16 protein-coding genes and 1 pseudogene are annotated in these 16,863 nt (G+C 71.7%); 6 read left to right on the forward strand and 11 right to left on the reverse strand.

Features of this window, described 5'->3' with window-relative positions:
- Nucleotides 1-99: 99 nt before the first annotated feature.
- Nucleotides 100-1,359, reverse strand: coding sequence for an extracellular solute-binding protein (locus ACFXDJ_RS25325; protein ID WP_384850359.1), 1,260 nt, complete (start codon nt 1,357-1,359; stop codon nt 100-102).
- A 165-nt stretch (nt 1,360-1,524) separates the two neighbouring features.
- Here ACFXDJ_RS25325 and ACFXDJ_RS25330 point away from each other — a divergent pair, with 165 nt between their 5' ends.
- Nucleotides 1,525-1,740 (forward strand): dodecin, encoded by a 216-nt coding sequence (locus tag ACFXDJ_RS25330; protein WP_384652974.1) that lies wholly within the window; start codon nt 1,525-1,527, stop codon nt 1,738-1,740.
- Between the two features lie 141 nt (nt 1,741-1,881).
- On the opposite strand, the gene ACFXDJ_RS25335 is transcribed toward ACFXDJ_RS25330, so the two are convergent.
- Nucleotides 1,882-2,376 carry a hypothetical protein gene (locus ACFXDJ_RS25335; RefSeq protein WP_384652972.1) on the reverse strand — a complete coding sequence of 165 codons (495 nt, stop codon included), beginning with the start codon at nt 2,374-2,376 and terminating at the stop codon, nt 1,882-1,884.
- An 88-nt stretch (nt 2,377-2,464) separates the two neighbouring features.
- On the opposite strand from ACFXDJ_RS25335, the gene ACFXDJ_RS25340 reads away from it, so the two are divergent.
- Nucleotides 2,465-3,583, forward strand: a complete 1,119-nt coding sequence (locus ACFXDJ_RS25340; RefSeq protein ID WP_384652970.1) for an LLM class flavin-dependent oxidoreductase — start codon at nt 2,465-2,467, stop codon at nt 3,581-3,583.
- Here the strand turns inward: ACFXDJ_RS25340 and ACFXDJ_RS25345 are convergent.
- The 5 genes from ACFXDJ_RS25345 to ACFXDJ_RS25365 form a co-directional block, all read right to left on the reverse strand.
- Nucleotides 3,550-3,921, reverse strand: coding sequence for a cupin domain-containing protein (locus ACFXDJ_RS25345; protein WP_384652968.1), 372 nt, complete (start codon nt 3,919-3,921; stop codon nt 3,550-3,552). The two genes, ACFXDJ_RS25340 and ACFXDJ_RS25345, sit on opposite strands and share 34 nt — an antisense overlap.
- Nucleotides 3,922-4,010: 89 nt before the next feature.
- Nucleotides 4,011-4,742 (reverse strand): hypothetical protein, encoded by a 732-nt coding sequence (locus ACFXDJ_RS25350; protein WP_384652966.1) that lies wholly within the window; start codon nt 4,740-4,742, stop codon nt 4,011-4,013.
- A 138-nt stretch (nt 4,743-4,880) separates the two neighbouring features.
- Nucleotides 4,881-5,627, reverse strand: coding sequence for a succinate dehydrogenase/fumarate reductase iron-sulfur subunit (locus tag ACFXDJ_RS25355; RefSeq protein WP_384652964.1), 747 nt, complete (start codon nt 5,625-5,627; stop codon nt 4,881-4,883).
- Nucleotides 5,624-7,576 carry a fumarate reductase/succinate dehydrogenase flavoprotein subunit gene (locus tag ACFXDJ_RS25360; RefSeq protein ID WP_384653010.1) on the reverse strand — a complete coding sequence of 651 codons (1,953 nt, stop codon included), beginning with the start codon at nt 7,574-7,576 and terminating at the stop codon, nt 5,624-5,626. Before ACFXDJ_RS25360 ends, ACFXDJ_RS25355 begins: the two co-directional genes overlap by 4 nt.
- A gap of 44 nt (nt 7,577-7,620) precedes the next feature.
- Nucleotides 7,621-8,325 carry a succinate dehydrogenase cytochrome b subunit gene (locus tag ACFXDJ_RS25365; RefSeq protein ID WP_384652962.1) on the reverse strand — a complete coding sequence of 235 codons (705 nt, stop codon included), beginning with the start codon at nt 8,323-8,325 and terminating at the stop codon, nt 7,621-7,623.
- A gap of 95 nt (nt 8,326-8,420) precedes the next feature.
- On the opposite strand from ACFXDJ_RS25365, the gene ACFXDJ_RS25370 reads away from it, so the two are divergent.
- Nucleotides 8,421-9,299 (forward strand): LysR family transcriptional regulator, encoded by an 879-nt coding sequence (locus ACFXDJ_RS25370; RefSeq protein ID WP_384652960.1) that lies wholly within the window; start codon nt 8,421-8,423, stop codon nt 9,297-9,299.
- A gap of 79 nt (nt 9,300-9,378) precedes the next feature.
- On the opposite strand, the gene ACFXDJ_RS25375 is transcribed toward ACFXDJ_RS25370, so the two are convergent.
- Both ACFXDJ_RS25375 and ACFXDJ_RS25380 read right to left on the reverse strand, forming a co-directional pair.
- Nucleotides 9,379-9,693, reverse strand: a complete 315-nt coding sequence (locus ACFXDJ_RS25375) for a hypothetical protein (protein ID WP_384652957.1) — start codon at nt 9,691-9,693, stop codon at nt 9,379-9,381.
- The gene (locus tag ACFXDJ_RS25380) at nt 9,690-10,352 is read right to left on the reverse strand and encodes a TetR/AcrR family transcriptional regulator (RefSeq protein WP_384850362.1); all 663 of its coding nucleotides are present in this window, start codon (nt 10,350-10,352) and stop codon (nt 9,690-9,692) included. Before ACFXDJ_RS25380 ends, ACFXDJ_RS25375 begins: the two co-directional genes overlap by 4 nt.
- Before the next feature lie 135 nt (nt 10,353-10,487).
- Here ACFXDJ_RS25380 and ACFXDJ_RS25385 point away from each other — a divergent pair, with 135 nt between their 5' ends.
- Nucleotides 10,488-11,564: an FAD-dependent monooxygenase gene (locus ACFXDJ_RS25385; RefSeq protein WP_384663171.1), complete on the forward strand. Its 1,077-nt coding sequence runs from the start codon at nt 10,488-10,490 to the stop codon at nt 11,562-11,564.
- A gap of 1 nt (nt 11,565) precedes the next feature.
- Here ACFXDJ_RS25385 and ACFXDJ_RS25390 read toward each other — a convergent pair whose 3' ends face one another.
- Together ACFXDJ_RS25390 and ACFXDJ_RS25395 are read right to left on the reverse strand one after the other, a co-directional pair.
- On the reverse strand, nt 11,566-13,758 hold the full coding sequence (locus ACFXDJ_RS25390) for a putative bifunctional diguanylate cyclase/phosphodiesterase (protein ID WP_384663169.1): 2,193 nt from the start codon (nt 13,756-13,758) through the stop codon (nt 11,566-11,568).
- Nucleotides 13,755-14,585 carry an SAM-dependent methyltransferase gene (locus ACFXDJ_RS25395; protein WP_384663167.1) on the reverse strand — a complete coding sequence of 277 codons (831 nt, stop codon included), beginning with the start codon at nt 14,583-14,585 and terminating at the stop codon, nt 13,755-13,757. The genes ACFXDJ_RS25390 and ACFXDJ_RS25395 overlap by 4 nt, the downstream gene beginning before the upstream one ends.
- 316 nt (nt 14,586-14,901) lie before the next feature.
- On the opposite strand from ACFXDJ_RS25395, the gene ACFXDJ_RS25400 reads away from it, so the two are divergent.
- Together ACFXDJ_RS25400 and ACFXDJ_RS25405 are read left to right on the forward strand one after the other, a co-directional pair.
- Nucleotides 14,902-15,612: a hypothetical protein gene (locus ACFXDJ_RS25400; protein WP_384663166.1), complete on the forward strand. Its 711-nt coding sequence runs from the start codon at nt 14,902-14,904 to the stop codon at nt 15,610-15,612.
- Nucleotides 15,613-15,644: 32 nt separating this feature from the next.
- Nucleotides 15,645-16,370 (forward strand): annotated as a pseudogene (locus tag ACFXDJ_RS25405) (hypothetical protein); the annotation flags it as partial.
- Nucleotides 16,371-16,863 lie beyond the last annotated feature (493 nt).

Genomic DNA, 16,863 nt, shown 5'->3' on the forward strand with positions numbered 1-16,863 from the left:
TGGATTCGACATGACCGCTTCGCGGCACTTGGATGTGCGAACGCTGAACTCGGCGGTCCAGGAGCCCGCCGACCCGCCGGGGACCGGCAGCGCCCCGGGTCAGCGGTCGGCGCTGAGGACCTTGCTGATGGTCGCGGAGGCCGCCTTCGCGGCCTCCTTGGGGTCCTGACCGGTCAGGACCGCCGTCATGAACGGCTTGATCGGGTTCTTCGCCTCGACCTCGGCCCAGCGGGCGGACTTCGGGGTGGCGCGGCCCTGGGCGGCGCCGGGGGCCATCGCGGCGGCGCCCTCGTTGCCCTCGACCACGTGCGCGAGGGTGGTCTTGTTGGGTACGTAGCTCATCGTGGTGGCCAGCTCGGTCTGCCACTTCTCGCTGACCAGGGCCGAGATGACGTTGACGGCGTTCTTCCGCTGCTTCGTCCGCTCGGGAATGATCAGGTCGGAGCCGCCGGTGAAGACGGCGCCAGGCTTCTCGGCGGTCTTGCCGGGGATCGGGAAGAAGCCGATCTTGCCCTTGAGCGCCGGGTTGGCGGCCTCGATCGCGGCGGCCTGGCCGGGCGGGGCGATGATCTGAGCTACCCCGCCGCGGGCGAAGACCTCGGACTGCGGGGGCGTCTCCTCGTCGGCGTCCTTCGGGCCCTTGCCGAGGGCCTGGAGCTGCTTGTAGAACTCCATGCCCGCCATCGCCTTCTCGTCGTCCAGCGTGCCGACCCACTGGCCGCTCGTCTCGACCGCGAGCTCGCCGCCCTCGTCCCAGATGAAGCCGGAGAGCACGTACCAGTTCTGTCCGGCGAGGTAAATGCCCTGCTGGCTCCCCTTGTCGAGCTTCTGGGTCGCCTGGATCCACTCCTGGCGCGTCTTGATCGGCGCCTTGATCCCCGCGTTCGCGAACAGGTCCTTGTTGTAGATCACCACACGGTTGGCCGCGTACCAAGGGACGCCGAACTGGGCGCCGTTGACGCTGCCGGGGTCGGCGAGGCCCTTCAGCCAGTCCTTGCCGTCCCACTCGCGCAGTGCTTCCAGGGTGAGTTCGTCGACGCCACCGGTTTCGACGTACCGGGCGACCTGGGTGTTGCCGACCTCGATGACGTCGGCGCTCTCCTTGCTCTTGCCGGCCAGCACGGCGTTGACCTTCTCGCCTATGCCCGTCCACTCCTGGATCTTGACTTCGAGGTCGACCCCCGGGTTCTCCTTCTCGAAGGAGGTGGTGAACTTGGCGATGAACTCGTCCGACGCGCTCCCCTTCATCAGCCAGAGCGTCACCTTCTGCGGACCGCCCGCCGATCCGGCCAGACTGCACCCGGTGAGGGCGGTCGCAGCCACGAGTGCGGTGGACACGGCAAGGAAGCGCATCTTCACGAAGGTCACCTTCTGGGGATGGATCTCAGATGGCTTGAAATTGGCATAGACCAATGGGTGGGTCAAGAGGGTTGGGCTGTGGATTGTTCACGCAAAGTTCGCGGACCCGGACTTACTGGGGCACCGTAGAACAAGGCAACAGCCACCCAGTGTCGGGAGACGTCCATGTCCAATCACACGTACCGGGTGACCGAGATCGTCGGCACGTCCCACGAAGGCATCGACCAGGCCATCCGCAACGGGGTCGCCCGCGCGGGCGAGACCCTGCGCGGGCTGGACTGGCTGGAAGTGACGCAGATCAGGGGCCACATCGAGAACGGCGAGATCGCGCACTACCAGGTGGGGCTGAAGCTCGGCTTCCGGCTCGACGGCGAGGACTGAAGACCCCGTACGCGGCCCTTCCGTCCCCGCCCGGCCCTACTCGGCCTTGCCCGGCCTACGCGGCCTTGCCCGGGCCTAGGCGGCCTTGCCCCGGCCTAGGCGGCCTTGCCCGGGCCTACACGGTCTTGACCGGCCGGGTGCTCAGGTGCGGCCCTCGCCCTCCTGCGCGTCCTTGAGCTCGGGCGCCTCCGCGGCCCAGTCCGCCAGGACCACGCGGAACCCCTCCGCGCGCGCCGCCTGGCAGACCAGTTCGTCGTCGTCCACGAGCATCCGTACCTCACGGCCCCGCGAGATCCGCCGGAGCACCTCCAGCTTGGTCGTCCTGGCGGGCCGCCGGTCCTGGTTCCCGCGCATCCACAGCCGCCCCTCGGGCAGCCCGTGCCGGGCCAGCCAGTCGGCCGTGTCCGCGCGGCACCGCTCCGGTCGGCCGGTCAGGTAGACGACCTCACAGTCGGCCGCGCTCTCCACCGCGAGCGCGATCCCCCGGGCGAGCGGCGGATCGGCCGGGGCCGCGCCGAAGAAGCCGACCCAGTCGCGGGGCCGGCGCTCCAGGAACTGCTGGCGGTGGCCGGTGTCGGCCAGGGTGTTGTCGATGTCGAAGACGGCCAGGGGCCGCCGGTTCTGAGTCTCGGTCACCCGGCCAGCCTAAGCAGCGTCCGCCATCGGGCCGACGCCACCCGGGGAACCCGGGGAATCCTGGAGCTCCCCGTACGTTGACCCCTACGTGATCCGGAAACTCTCGATACTCGACCGGTCCCGCACCCGCGAGGGGCATCCCGCCCCCGAGGCCCTGCGGGACACCGTGGAGCTGGCGCGCGCCGCCGAGCGGCTCGGCTACCACCGGTTCTGGGTCTCCGAGCACCACAGCGTGCCCGGAGTCGCCGGTTCCGCGCCCACTGTGCTCGCCGCCGCCGTCGCCGGGGCGACCGGCCGGATCCGGGTCGGCACCGGCGGGGTGATGCTGCCCAACCACCAGCCGCTGGTCGTCGCGGAGCAGTTCGGAGTCCTGGAATCGCTCTTCCCCGGCCGGATCGACATGGGGCTCGGCCGCTCGGTCGGCTTCACGGGCGGGATCCGGCGGGCGCTGGGCCGCGGCACCGGGGACGCCGACCGGTTCGAGGAGCAGCTCGCGGAACTGCTGGGCTGGCTGGACGGCACCCAGCGGGCGCACCGCGAGGTGCACGCCCGCCCGGCGGAGGGCCTGCGGATCCCGCCCTACGTGCTGGCCACGGGCGAGGGCGCCGGTATCGCGGCCCGGGCGGGGCTTCCGCTGGTGGTCGGCGACCTACGGGCCCGCGCGCGGGTGGTGGAGATCATCGAGGGGTACCGCGAGGAGTTCCGCCCCTCCCCCTGGGGCGCAGAGCCGTACGTGATCGCCTCCGGGACGGTCGCGGTCGCGGCCACCCCCGAAGCCGCCCGCCGGATCCTGATCCCGGAGGCGTGGGCGCTGGCGCGATCGCGCACGCGGGGGAGTTTCCCGCCGCTCCGCCCGGCCGAGGAGATCGAGGCCCTCACCATGACCCCGAAGGAGCGGGAGCTGTACGAGGGGGCCCTCGCCGGGCACGTCCACGGCACGGAGGAGCAGGTCGCGGCCGAGCTGTCCGCCGTCGCGGAGCTGACCGGGGCGGACGAACTGCTCGTCACCACGTCCACGTACGACCGGACCGCGCTGCTCGACTCGTTCGGCCGACTCGCCCGACTCGCCCGCCTCACGGGCCTCACCGATCACACCGGCCCCGCGGACTCCCGTGCCCCGAATGCGCCGGGCCCGGTACAACTTCGAGACGCTGTCTGGAACCCTGCTGAGGCTCAGGAACCGGCCGGCTTGGCGAAGTCCCCGTAGCCCTGCCAGTCGAGGACCACGCACGGCTCGTCTCCGAGCACCCAGGCGTCGTGGCCGGGGTCGATCTGGATGAAGTCCCCGGACCCCGCCTCGACGCTGTCGCCGTCGTCCATGACGATCTTCATGCGGCCGCTGACGACGTAGCCGACGTGCGCGGCCTCGCAGCTGTCGGTTCCCGCTATGGGCTTGATGTGCTGCGACCACTGCCATCCGGGCTCGAACACGGCGCGCCCCACCGGTCCGTGGGCGGTGTTGAGCAGATCGAGCCTGCCCTTGCCATCCTCGAACTGGCGCGTCTCGTCCGCGGAATCGAAGCCGCGGTGCACGATTCCAGACATGATCGTCTACCTCCCGGCGCACGACTGCCCCGAGTCCACTTCTCAGCGTACGCCCGCACTCCGCGATGCCTCCTCCTACCCGGCGGTACCTACGCGTCCCCGGGCAGCAGGTGCTGCGGCAGTTCCCGGAAGCTCCAGACCCCCTGTCTGCGCGTGAACATCCACACCAGGTCGTAGCGGTCGGGCCAGGCGGCGGGCAGTCCGAGGACCCCCTGCGCTCCGAGGCCCCGGATCAGGCGGGGCATGCCGGTGTGCTCCCAGCAGACGAGTACGGGCATCCGGGCCGCCAGCACCGCGCGGGCCAGGGCCGGCTCGGCTCCGACGGCGAACTCGGTACGGACGCTCGTGTGGAGCGCGGTGGCCAGCGTCTCCACGGTCTGGCGGCACCGCGCGGGCGCTGCCGCGTTGCCGCCGACGGCGAAGACGGCCTCGGGCCGGGGCAGGACGGCGCCACGGGTGGGCCCGAACAGGGAGGGCAGTTCCTGGGCCCGGCGCCATCCCCGCACCGCGAGGAATCCGGGGTCCTCGTTGCCCTCTTCGTCCTCGCCGGTGTCCCCCGCGTACGGTTTCTCCGCGTGCCGGATGACCATGACCAGGGCGTCCTTGGCCGCCTCGGGTCCGGGGCGCGGGGGGCGAGCCCGCTCCTCCGCGGCGCAGCCGGCCACCGCCACCGCCGCCAGCGGGGCGAGGGCCGCGGCCAGTACGGTGCGGCGGCGCGGGCCGGACCCGGCGGGGGCCGGGCCGGGCCAGGGCGTTCCCGCCCGGCCCGCGGCGTCCGGCACCAGTTCTCGGACACGAACACGACCACGACCCAGGGGCATGGAGCCCACTGTCACCCATGTCCGGGAGGGCGCCCGGTCACGGCACGGCGGGCACCGCGCCGATCATCCGATCGGCGGAGGACCGGCGGACGACCGGCTGACAACCGGCTGACGACCGGCGCCCGTGAAGCGCGCGGCTCAGCGCGGGCCCTTGCGGACCGCCCTCAACCACTCCTTGTTCATGGCGGCGATCGACGGCAGCGGTATCCCCTTGGGGCAGGCCGTCGCGCACTCCCCGGTCAGCGTGCAGCCGCCGAACCCCTCCGCGTCCATCGTGGCCACCATGTCCAGTACGCGGGTCTCGCGTTCCGGGGAGCCCTGCGGGAGCACGTTCAGGTGGTTGATCTTGGCAGAGGTGAAGAGCATCGCGGAGCCGTTGGGGCAGGCCGCCACGCACGCCCCGCAGCCGATGCACTCGGCGTGCTCGAAGGCGTAGTCGGCGTCCGGCTTGGGAACGGCCGTGGCGTGCGCCTCGGGGGCGGCGCCGGTCGGGGCGGTGATGTAGCCGCCCGACTGGATGATCCGGTCGAAGGCGCCCCGGTCGACGACGAGGTCCTTGACCACGGGGAAGGCCGAGGCCCGCCAGGGTTCGACGTCGATGGTGTCGCCGTCGGCGAAGGCGCGCATGTGGAGCTGGCAGGTGGTGGTGCGCTCCGGCCCGTGGGCGTCTCCGTTGATGACGAGGCTGCACGCGCCGCAGATGCCCTCGCGGCAGTCGTGGTCGAAGGCGACCGGGTCCTCGCCGCGCAGGGTGAGGTCCTCGTTGAGGGTGTCGAGCATTTCCAGGAAGGACATGTCCTTCGAGATGCCGTCGACCTCGTACGAGGCCATCGCGCCGGGGGCGTCGGCGTTGCGCTGGCGCCAGACGCGCAGGGTGAGCTTCATGCGTAGCTCCGCTGGGTGGGGTGGACGTACTCGAAGACGAGTTCTTCCTTGTGCAGGACGGGGGCGACGCCGGTTCCGGTGTACTGCCAGGCGGCGGCGTACCCGAACTCCTCGTCGCGGCGGGCGGCTTCGCCGTCCGGGGTCTGGGACTCCTCGCGGAAGTGTCCGCCGCAGGACTCGGCGCGGTGGAGCGCGTCGAGGCACATCAGCTCGGCGAGTTCCAGGTAGTCGATGACGCGATTGGCCTTCTCCAGCGACTGGTTGAACTCCGTCCCGCTGCCGGGGACCTTGACTCGCCGCCAGAACTCCTCCCGGATCTCGGGGATCCGGGCGAGCGCCTTGCGCAGCCCCGCGTCGGTGCGGGCCATCCCGCAGTACTCCCACATCAGTTCACCGATCTCGCGGTGGAAGGAGTCGGGGGTGCGGTCCCCGTCGACCGCGAGCAGCTTCGCGAGGCAGTCGCGGGTCTCGCGGACGGCGGCCGCAGCCTCGGGATGCGTGTCGTCGACGGTTTCCCGGTGCGGATTGCGGGCCAGGTAGTCGTTGATGGTGGACGGGAGCACGAAGTAGCCGTCGCCGAGCCCCTGCATGAGCGCGGAGGCGCCGAGCCGGTTGGCCCCGTGGTCGGAGAAGTTGGCCTCGCCGATCGCGAACAGGCCGGGGACGGTGGTCTGGAGGTCGTAGTCGACCCACAGTCCACCCATCGTGTAGTGCACGGCGGGGTAGATCCGCATGGGGACTTCGTACGGGTTCTCCGCGGTGATCCGCTCGTACATCTCGAAGAGGTTGCCGTACTTCTCCGCGACGCTGTCCTTGCCCATCCGGCGGATGGCGTCGGCGAAGTCGAGGTAGACGCCCTGCCCGCCGGGGCCCACGCCGCGGCCCTCGTCGCAGACGTTCTTGGCGGCGCGGGAGGCGATGTCGCGGGGGACGAGGTTTCCGAAGGAGGGGTAGATCCGCTCCAGGTAGTAGTCGCGCTCCGCCTCGGGGATCTCGGCGGCGGGGCGGTCGTCGCCCTTGGCCTTGGGGACCCAGATGCGGCCGTCGTTGCGCAGCGACTCGCTCATCAGGGTCAGCTTCGACTGGTGGTCTCCGGTGCGCGGGATGCAGGTGGGGTGGATCTGGGTGAAGCAGGGGTTGGCGAAGTAGGCACCGCGCCGGTGCGCCCGCCAGACCGCGGTGGCGTTGGAGTTCATGGCGTTGGTGGAGAGGTAGAAGACGTTGCCGTATCCGCCGCTCGCGAGCACCACGGCGTCCGCGTAGTACGTGTCGATCTTGCCGGTGACCAGGTCGCGGGCGACGATCCCGCGGGCCACGCCGTCGACGGTTATCAGATCGAGCATCTCGGTGCGGGCGTGCATCTCGACGTTGCCGGCGGCGATCTGCCGCGAGAGCGCCTGGTAGGCGCCGAGCAGCAGTTGCTGTCCGGTCTGGCCGCGGGCGTAGAAGGTGCGGGAGACCTGGACTCCGCCGAAGGAGCGGGTGTCGAGGAGGCCGCCGTACTCGCGGGCGAAGGGGACGCCCTGGGCCACGCACTGGTCGATGATCTCGACGGAAATCTGCGCGAGGCGGTGGACGTTGGACTCGCGGGCGCGGAAGTCGCCGCCCTTGACGGTGTCGTAGAAGAGGCGGTGTACGGAGTCGCCGTCGTTGCGGTAGTTCTTGGCGGCGTTGATGCCGCCCTGCGCGGCGATGGAGTGGGCGCGGCGCGGGGAGTCGGAGAAGCAGAACTGGACCACGTGGTAGCCCTGTTCGGCGAGGGTGGCACCCGCCGCGCCGCCGGCCAGGCCGGTTCCGACGACGATCACGGTGTGCTTGCGCCGGTTGGCCGGGTTGACGAGCTTGGCCTCGAAGCGGCGGCGGTCCCAGCGTTCGGCGATGGGGCCTTCGGGGGCCTTGTCGTCGGCGATCGGCTCGCCGGTGGTGTAGTCGGCGTAGGACGCGCTCATGCTTTCGTTCTCGTTCTCGTTCTCGCTCATGGTCTCGCTCATGGTCAGCTCACCACTCCGGTCATGACGGCGACGGGTACGGACACGAAGCCCGCGAAGAGGACGAGGGCGAGGGCGTTGGCCAGGAACTTGAGCGTCCGCTCCCGCCGGGCGCTGCCCGCTCCGAGGGTCTGGGCAGCGCTCCAGAAGCCGTGCCGGACGTGCAGGCCGAGGGCCGCCATCGCCACGATGTAGATGGCGTTGCCGTACCAGGTGGAGAAGGTGGCGAGGACGTTCTCGTACGGATGGCCCGCCCAGGCGCGCTCGTTGACGGTGAGCGTGGTGAGGTCGAGCAGGTGCCAGACGATGAAGAGGGCGAGGATGACGCCGCCCCAGCGCATGGTGCGGGTGGCGTAGCTCGCGCGGCGGCGCTTGTGGGCGTACTTCACCGGGCGGGCCTTGATGTCCCGGCGGCTGAGCTGGTAGGCGCAGACCCCGTGCGCGACGACGGCGGCGAGGAGGGCGATGCGGACGATCCACAGGGCCCACTCGTGGTGGAGGAAGGGCGAGCCGAGGGTGCGCAGCCAGTGGGCGTAACCGTTGAACTCCTCCGGCCCGAAGAAGATCTTGAGGTTGCCGAGCATGTGCACGACGAGGTAGCCGAGCATGATCAGGCCGGAGACGGCCATCACGGACTTCTTGCCGACGGAGGAGTCCCAGAGCGTGCGCGTGGTGGACGGCCGTCGATCCGTCCGGGTTGCCAAAGCCATGACACAGACCGTAGGGACGAAGGTCCCGAAAGGTCCAAGACATGGTGGAGCTCAAGTCGATAGAGAGCGCCTATGCACCCCGGTATCCTGGGGCGATGCAGTTCCAGCAGCTCGTCTACTTCGTCGCCGTCGCCGAGACCCGCCACTTCACGCGGGCGGCGGAGCGCGAACACGTGGCCCAGCCGTCCCTGTCGCAGCAGATCAAGGCGCTCGAACGGGAACTGGGAGCCGAACTCTTCAGCCGGGCGCGCGGGAACATCGCGCTCACCGACGCCGGCGAGACCCTGCTGCCACTGGCCCGGCGGATCCTCGCGGACGCGGACACCGCGAGGCTGGAGGTGCAGGAGCTGGCGCAGCTGCGGCGGGGCCGGGTCCGGCTGGGGGCCACCCCGAGCGTGTGCACCGGCATGCTGCCCGACGTGCTGCGGGCCTTCCACACCGCCCATCCGGGGATCGAGCTGCTGATCGAGGAGAGCGGTTCGCTGGACCTCGTACGGGAACTCGCGCGCGGGTCCCTGGACCTCGCACTGATCGCCCTGCCCCTGCCGCCCTCGGCTCCGGCCCTGACCACGGTGGAGCTGCTGACGGAGGACCTGGTGGTGGTCTCCTCGGCAGCCCTCCCGCCCCCGGCGGGCGGCGGCCCGCTCACGGTGTCCGCGCTGCGCGACGAGCCGATGGTGATGTTCCGGCACGGCTACGACCTGCGGGACCTGACGGTGGCGGCCTGCCGGGCGGCGGGCTTCGAGCCGGTGTTCACGGTGGAGGGCGGCGAGATGGACGCGGTACTGGGCTTCGTCCGTGCGGGACTCGGCATCGCGGTGGTCCCGGCGATGGTGGTGGACCACGCGGGCCCCGGACTGCGCGCCACCGCCCTGGCCGGCTCCCCCCTGCGCCGCACGGTCGCCCTGGCCCACCGCACGGACGTGGCACCACCGCGCGCGGCCCGCGAACTGAAGCGCATCCTGCTGGGCTGACCCGTGCGGGCCGCGGGCACCCACAGACTCGCGGGCTCCGAGGCCGACGACAGGCCGGCGGGCCTGCGCGCGCTGGCGCCTACGAGACTGCGGGCGCACCTGCCTCCGCGCCGCCCACCGCGGCGATCCGGGCCCACCATCCGTCCGGCGCGCCGGGCTCCTCCCAGGTCACCGTGACCTCCACGTCGTGGAACTCCCGGCAGAGGCCCCGCACCATCTCGGCGGCGGTCTGCCGCGCCTCCTCGGGATCGGCGTCGCCGGGTACCGACCGAAGCCGCCCGCACATGATCGCCCGCCGGTCGGTCACGATGCTGGTCCGCCATTCACCGGCCCGGGCGGGCAGGGTGAGCGATTCGGGCTGGGCGTAGGACGGCTGCCACTTCTTCGCGCTCATCGGGCGTCGCTCGCGGGCTCGGGCGCGGGCGCGAGAACCCCGTCGAGGCCGTCGGCCAGCATCGCGAAGGCGCGGTCGGCCTCGGACGCGGCCGCCGGGTGGAGCTCGTCCGCGCTCCGGCCGGAGTCGAGGCGGCGCCAGTTTTCCTTCCCCAGCTCGTGACGGGTCGCCACCAGGTGCATGGCCGCCAGCCGGGCGGTGAGCGGGTCGACCGCTTCGGCTTCGAGCACGGCGGCGAGCAGCTCCACCTCGCGGCCGGTGTAGTGGGCCATCCGGGATTTCAGGCTGGCGGTGGAGTAGAGCAGCCGCTGGAAGGCGAGGACGTTCGGGTGGTCGCAGAGCCCGGTGATCGGATCCCGCTCGGCGAGGGCCGCCAGGAAGTGGGCGCGCACCGCCGCCACCGGGGTCTGGCCGGCGGGCCGGTCGCGCACGATGCGGGCCGCCTCGTCCTGGTGGTCGGCGAACCGGTCCAGGAGCAGGTCTTCCTTGCTGGGGAAGTACCGGAACAGCGTGGGCTTGGAGACCTCGGCGGCCGCCGCGACGTCGGCCACGGAGACGGCGTCGAAGCCCCGCTCCAGGAAGAGCTCCAGCGCCGTGGCCGCCAGCTGGCGGCGCGTACGGAGCTTCTTGCTCTCGCGCAGGCCCGTCACGTTTTCCATGGGCTCAGTCTCCATGGGTTCTGTCTCCATGGACCCAGAATAACACGAACGAGTGACCGAGTAATTTTCGTGACCGGGTTGCGTTTTTGGTCTGGAGCCGCTTTCCTTGAGACATCGACAACGAGAGGACATCCGATGACCGACGTACTGATCGCGGGCTCCGGCCCCACCGGACTGACGCTGGCCTGCGACCTGGCCCGCCGCGGCATCGGCGTGCGGGTCATCGAGGAGCGGTCGGCGCCGCACCGCGAATCCCGCGGCAAAGGGCTCACCCCGGGCAGCCTGGCGGCCTTCGGGGAACTGGGGCTGACGGAGCGTCTGGCATCCGTCGGCCGGCGGGAGACCGTGCTGCGCAAGTACTTCGACGGAGCGCACATCAGCGACACCGTCATCGACGACGGGCTGCTCATCGGTCAGTGGCAGGTCGAAGCGGCACTGCGCGAACGCCTCGCCGAGCTGGGCGTTCGGGTCGAGTACGGGACCGGGCTCGCCGCGATCTCGCAGGACGGGGCCGGAGTCGACGCGGAGCTGTCGGACGGCACCGTCATCCGGGCCCGCCATCTCGCGGGGTGCGACGGGGGCCGCAGCACCACCCGGCGGCTACTGGGGATCCCCTTCGAGGGGTACAGCGCGCCGGAGGAGTCGATGGTGATCGGGGACGTGCGGGCGCCGGGGCTGAGCCGGGACTTCTGGCACCAGTGGTTCACCTCGGAGGGCGGCGGGATACTGCTGTGCCCGATGCCGGGGACGGACACCTTCCAGCTCCAGTCCTCTCCCGAGCGGGACGAGCGGGGGGAGCCCCTGCCGCCTTCGGTGGAGAGCTTCCAGCGGCTCTTCGACCGCCATGCGCGGATGCCGGGGATCCGGCTCGCGGAGGCGGGCTGGCTCTCGGTCTGGCGGGTCAACGTCCGCATGGCCGCCCGGCTCCGCGAAGGCCGGGTCTTCCTCGCCGGGGACGCCGCGCACGTCCATCCGATAGCCGGCGGGCTGGGGATCAACACCGGGGTCGAGGACGCGGCAGCCCTCGCCCGGACCCTGGCCACCGCCCTCGGCGGCCCGGGCGGGGCCGGCGCCCCCGACGTACTGGACGCGTACGAGGCCGAGCGGCTGCCTGCCGTCGCCTCGGTGCTGGCGGACACGGCGGAGCGGCACGAGCGCGTGCTGGCGGCCGTGCGCACCCCCGGCCGCGGGACGGAGGCGGGCCGGGGGTGACTCAGAAAGCCGTCGGGACGGCGTCGGAGAGCGACAGGGTGTGGATGCGGTCCGGTGCGCCGGGGCGGGCGTAGTACCACCCCTGCGCGGTGTCGCAGCCGAGCGCGCGGAGCTGGGCGGCCTGGGCGCCGGTTTCCACGCCTTCGACCGTGACGGCGAGTTCGAGGCTGTGGGCCAGGGCGACGATGCCCTCCACGATCTTGACGTCGACCGGGTTGGCCGGGTGCTGCTGCATCCCCTTGGTGAAGGAGCGGTCCAGTTTCAGGACGCTGACGGGCAGGCGGCGGAGGTTGGCCAGGTTCGAGTAGCCCGTGCCGAAGTCGTCGAGGGCGATGTCCACGCCCAGGGCGGCGAGTCGGCGCAGCGGTTCGAGGAGCTCGTCGTCGGCACCGATCAGGGCCGACTCGGTGACCTCCAGGCACAGCGTGCCCGGGGCCAGGCCCGAGGACTCCAGGACCCGGACCGTGTCGGCGACCAGGCCGGGGTGGTGCAGCTGGGTCGGCGACAGGTTGACGTTGATCCGCAGGGTGGCGCCGCCCTGCTGGTGCTGCCAGTTGCGGGCTTGGCGGACCGATTCTTCCAGGACCCAGCGGCCGAGCGGCACGATCAGCCCGGTCCGTTCGGCGAGCGGTATGAAGCGGTCCGGGCCCAGCACCCCGTGCTGCGGGTGCGACCAGCGGACCAGCGCCTCCGCACCGTGCACGCTGCCGTCGTGCATGTGCACCAGCGGCTGGTACTCGATGAAGAACTCGCCGCGTTCCAGCGCCGCCGGCAGGGCGTTGGTCAGGCCGTGACGGGTGATGGCGCGCGCGTCGGCCTCGGCGTCGGCGAACTCGAAGCGGTTGCCGCCGGCCGCCTTGGCCCGGTACATGGTGATGTCGGCGCTGCGCAGCACCTCCGCCGGGGTGCGCTCGCGCGCCGGGCCCTCGACGATGCCGATGCTGCCGCGGACGGTCAGCTCCCGGCCCTCCAGCCGGATCGGGACCGAGAGGGCGGAGAGGATCCGGACCGCGAGTTCGGTGGCCTTCTCCTCGGTGTCGGGGCCGGTGGTCAGCGCGACGAACTCGTCGCCGCCGAGGCGTGCGACCACCTCGCCGGGCCCGGTCGCGCAGCTCTGCAGCCGGTCGGCGACCTCCACCAGCAGCCGGTCCCCCGCCGAGTGGCCGAGGCTGTCGTTGACCGCCTTGAAGCCGTCGAGGTCGAGGTAGCAGAGGCCGAAGCGGGTGCCCCCGGCCCCGCTCAGGGCCTTCTCCAACCGCTCGAAGAACAGCGTGCGGTTGGGCAGGCCGGTCAGGGCGTCGTGGGTGGCCTCGTAGCGCAGCCGCAGGTTCAGCAGCCGTCGTTCGGTGGTGTCCTCCATCAGGGCGAGCTGGTACTGCGGCACGCCCTCGGCGTCGCGCAGCAGCGAGACCGTCAGGTTGGTCCACAGGACGGTCCCGTCGTGCCGGTAGTACGGCTTCTCGACGCGGTAGCTCTCGCGCTCGCCGCGCACGAGTTCCCCGTACATCCGCCAGACGTGCGGGGTGTCCTCGGGATGGCTCCACTCGCTGACGTTGCGGCCCCGGACGTGCCCGTCCATGCCGCCGAACATCTGCAGCAGCGCGTCGTTGACCTCCAGGACGTTGCCCTCCAGGTCGGCGATGCCGATCCCGATGGCCGCGCCCTCGAAGACCGCCCGGAAGCGGGCTTCGCTCTCGTGCAGCGCCTGCTGGGCGTCGATGCGCGCGGTGAGCGCGGAACGGGCGATGGCCTCCTGCTCCGTGAGGGTGCGCTCGCGCAGCGCGCGGGCGAAGCCGGCCGCGATGGCGTGCTGGAGGCGGGCGCACCGGGACCGGTACTCCTCGGTGCCCTCGGCGCCCTCCGCACCCGGACCGTCCGGCCCGCAGTACAGCACCAGGTACGACTCGACCACGCCGAGGGTGCCGGCCAGTGCCTCCGGGTCGGTGCAGTGGACGGCGACGAGCTCCGCCCCGACCCGCTGGCCCGCGGAGGCGTCGAACGGCCGGGCGTACAGGGCCTCGACGAGGACGCGGGTGAGCGGCAGGAGGTGCCGCTCGAACTCGGTGCGGGTGAGCGAGGTCGCCGTGACGGGGAAGATCGCCCGCCCCCAGATGGTCGCGAACCGGCCGATCCGGTCCTCCAGCCCGCCCTGCGGCGCGCTCGCGCCACCCGCCGTCTGTGCCGGCACTCTCACGCCTTGCGTCCCACGCCTGCGAAGCCGGAGAAGGCGAACGGATCCTCGTCCACGGCCCCGCCCTCCGGCCCCTCGGGCCCGTCGGGCCGCCAGTTGGGCATGGCCACCAGACCGGGTTCGATCAGGTCGAAGCCCTCGAAGAAGCCCTCGATCTGCTCGCCGGAGCGCATGACCAGGGGGTTGCGGATGTCCCGGTAGACGCCCACCGCCCCGCCCGCGACCTCTTCCGGGAGCGGGATCCCCTCGTACGAGGCGTGCGTGAGGATCAGGAGGCTTCCGGGGGCCAGCGCGTCGCGCAGCTCGGCGACGGCGGCGTAGGGCGCGTCCGAGTCCTCCAGGAAGTGCAGGACGGCGACCAGCATCAGGGCCACCGGGCGGCTCAGGTCGAGCACCCGGCCGGTCTCGGGAGCGGTCAGGATCTCCTGCGGCTTGCGCAGGTCGGCGGCGACCACCCCGGTCCGCTCGGTGCCTTCGAGGACGGCCTGGCTGTGGGCGACGGCCACCGGGTCGTGATCGACGTAGACCACGCGCGCCTCGGGGCTGGCGGCCTGGGCGATCTCGTGGACATTGCCGAAGGTGGGGATGCCGGAGCCGATGTCGAGGAACTGCGTGACGCCCTGGGCGACGGCGTAGCGGACGGCCCGGCGCATGAATGCCCGGTTGGCCTGCATGATCTTGGGCAGGCCCGGCAGGAATTCCATGGCACGGCGGGCGGCCTGCCTGTCGACCTCGAAATTGTGCGAACCGCCCAGGTAGTAATCGTAGATGCGGGACACGCTGGGCACCGATATGTCGATGCCTGGCGGGGCCCAGGCGGGGCGCTCCATCGGGGTCTCCAAGCCGTAGTCCTGCCGAGGTCCGGTCGAGGTCGGACTCCTGTCCGAGCCGAATGTACTGATCATTGGCCAACGGAGCGAGCGAAAGCGGAAATTGGCGATCCGTTCTTCGTCACACGTCAAAGCGGCGCACGGGGCGACGCCCGGCGATTGATCGAAACCGACAAATACCTTTTGGGAAATGGCCGGTGACGGAACGAACACACTCCGAAGCTGGCTTAAACCTCCATAGTCAACGCACCACCCGTTCAGGCGAACCAAAGCCAACCGCCGCGTGCGCGGGCGCGCGCGACCCCATGCTCCCCGGGTGAAAAGAGCCTCTTCCAGGCGCCTGCTGGCGGTCCCGGTCCTGCTGTGGGCCGCACTGTCGACCACACCGGCCGTGGCCGATAGCAGCGCCTACGCGACGTACGACGCCGGTGACGGGGCGAGCGCCTTCAACCTGGTCGCGTCCGCCGCCCATGCCCCGGCCGGGGGCAGCCGGGGTGGCGGAGATCACGGAGATCGCGGCGATTCCGGCCACGGCGACCGGCGCGGGGACAAGCACGGCGACGAGCACGGCGACGAGCACGACCCTGGCGGCCACCACGGCGGGGGCCATCACCACGGCCACCCCTGCCCACCGCCTCCCCCGCCACCGCCGTGCCCGCCCACGCCCACCCCGACCCCCACCCCGACCCCGAAGCCCACCCCGCCGCCACCGGCGCCCCCGCCACCGCCCAAGCCGGCGCCGACCCCGCCGCCTCCCCCGCCACCACCACCGCCCAAGCCCGCCCCGAAGCCCCCGGCCCCGCCCCCCGCGCGGCAGGCACCCGCACCCGCGCCCGCGAAGCCGGCCCCGCCACCGCCGCCGCCTCCCGTGGTGGTCCAGGCGGCCGCGCCCAAGAAGGCGGTCGCGCGCCCCCGTTACCACGCGGCGGCCCGCAAACCGCTCGAACACCACATCTCACCGGTGACCTTCACCTTGATGACCGCGGCCCCCGCGGTGCTCGCGATCATCGCGCTGCGCCCGCGCTAGGAATCACCGCCCGACCGTAATTTGGAGTCATCTTGTCGGAATGGCTCGTCCTGTCCATCGCGATGGCGGCCGCCTGTGCCGTGGTCCTGTCCATCGCCTTCTTCAACCAGCGCCGGATCGGCGACGACGACGACCCCAGCGAAACCCCGGACGTCATCGAGTACATGACGATGATGATCGGGGTGATCTACGCGATCGTGCTGGGCCTGGCGATCGCCGGCGTCTGGGAGGGCCGGGGTGCCGCCCAGGAGTACGTGCGCCAGGAGTCGCAGGCCCTGCACGAGATCAGCGTCCGCTCCGAGGTCTACCCGCCCGACGTGCGCAAGAAGATCCGCTCCGACGTGGACGCGTACGTGACCTACGTCGTGGACACCGAATGGAAGGAGATGGCCGAGAGCGGCAATCTCACCGACCAGAGCGGGCAGCTGCTGGAACGTATCCGCCGTGATGTGACGGACTACGAACCGAAGACCGACCACGAGGGCCAGGCGTACCAGCCGCTCGTGGACCAGGTCGCCGTGGTCGACGACGCGCGCAACGCGCGCGGCCAGAGCGCGGGGGCCACCATGCCCGGAGTGGTGTGGTTCGGGCTGATCGCCGGGGCCCTGGTGACGGTGGGGCTGATCTTCACCCTCCAGATCAGGCGCTCGTTCCGGGAGCTCCTGCTCGCCGGCCTGTTCAGCGCGCTGATCGCCTTCCTGCTCTTCCTCATCTGGGACTTCGACGCCCCGTTCGGCCGGGGCGTCGCCGCCACCGCCTCCTCCGGGGTCTTCGACACCGTGAGCATCGAGCGGGGCAAGACCGTACGGGTCACCGTCGACCGGGACGCCCGGCGCGGAGCCCAGTACTCCGTCTCCTTCACGTGCAGCGGCGAGACCGGCTCGGCCGACCTCACGATCGCCGGCGGCACCGCGAAACCCACCACCAGCTCCACCGCCGGAACCCGTACGGGCTCCAGCGCGGGCACCGGCACGCGCCCCCGTACGACCACCGGCACGGGTACGGGTACGAGCGCGGGCACCGGCACGGGTACGGGCGCTTCGCGCCGCGCCACTCTCGGTGTCCGCGGCGGCCTCGGCGGCAGCGTGGCCCGGATGAAGCCCCTGGAGCTAGCCGCCGGCGGGGGGCTCATCCTCGGCGGCCTGGTCGGCCTCGGCTACGCCCTGCGCCGCCGCGACATCCGCCGCATCCACTGAAGTGGCAGCCCGGCACGCACCGCACCGCACCCCAACCGCCGGTCGCCCCGAGTCC

Origin of the sequence: Streptomyces sp. NPDC059443 (assembly GCF_042750105.1) — a bacterium.
Taxonomy (GTDB): domain Bacteria; phylum Actinomycetota; class Actinomycetes; order Streptomycetales; family Streptomycetaceae; genus Streptomyces.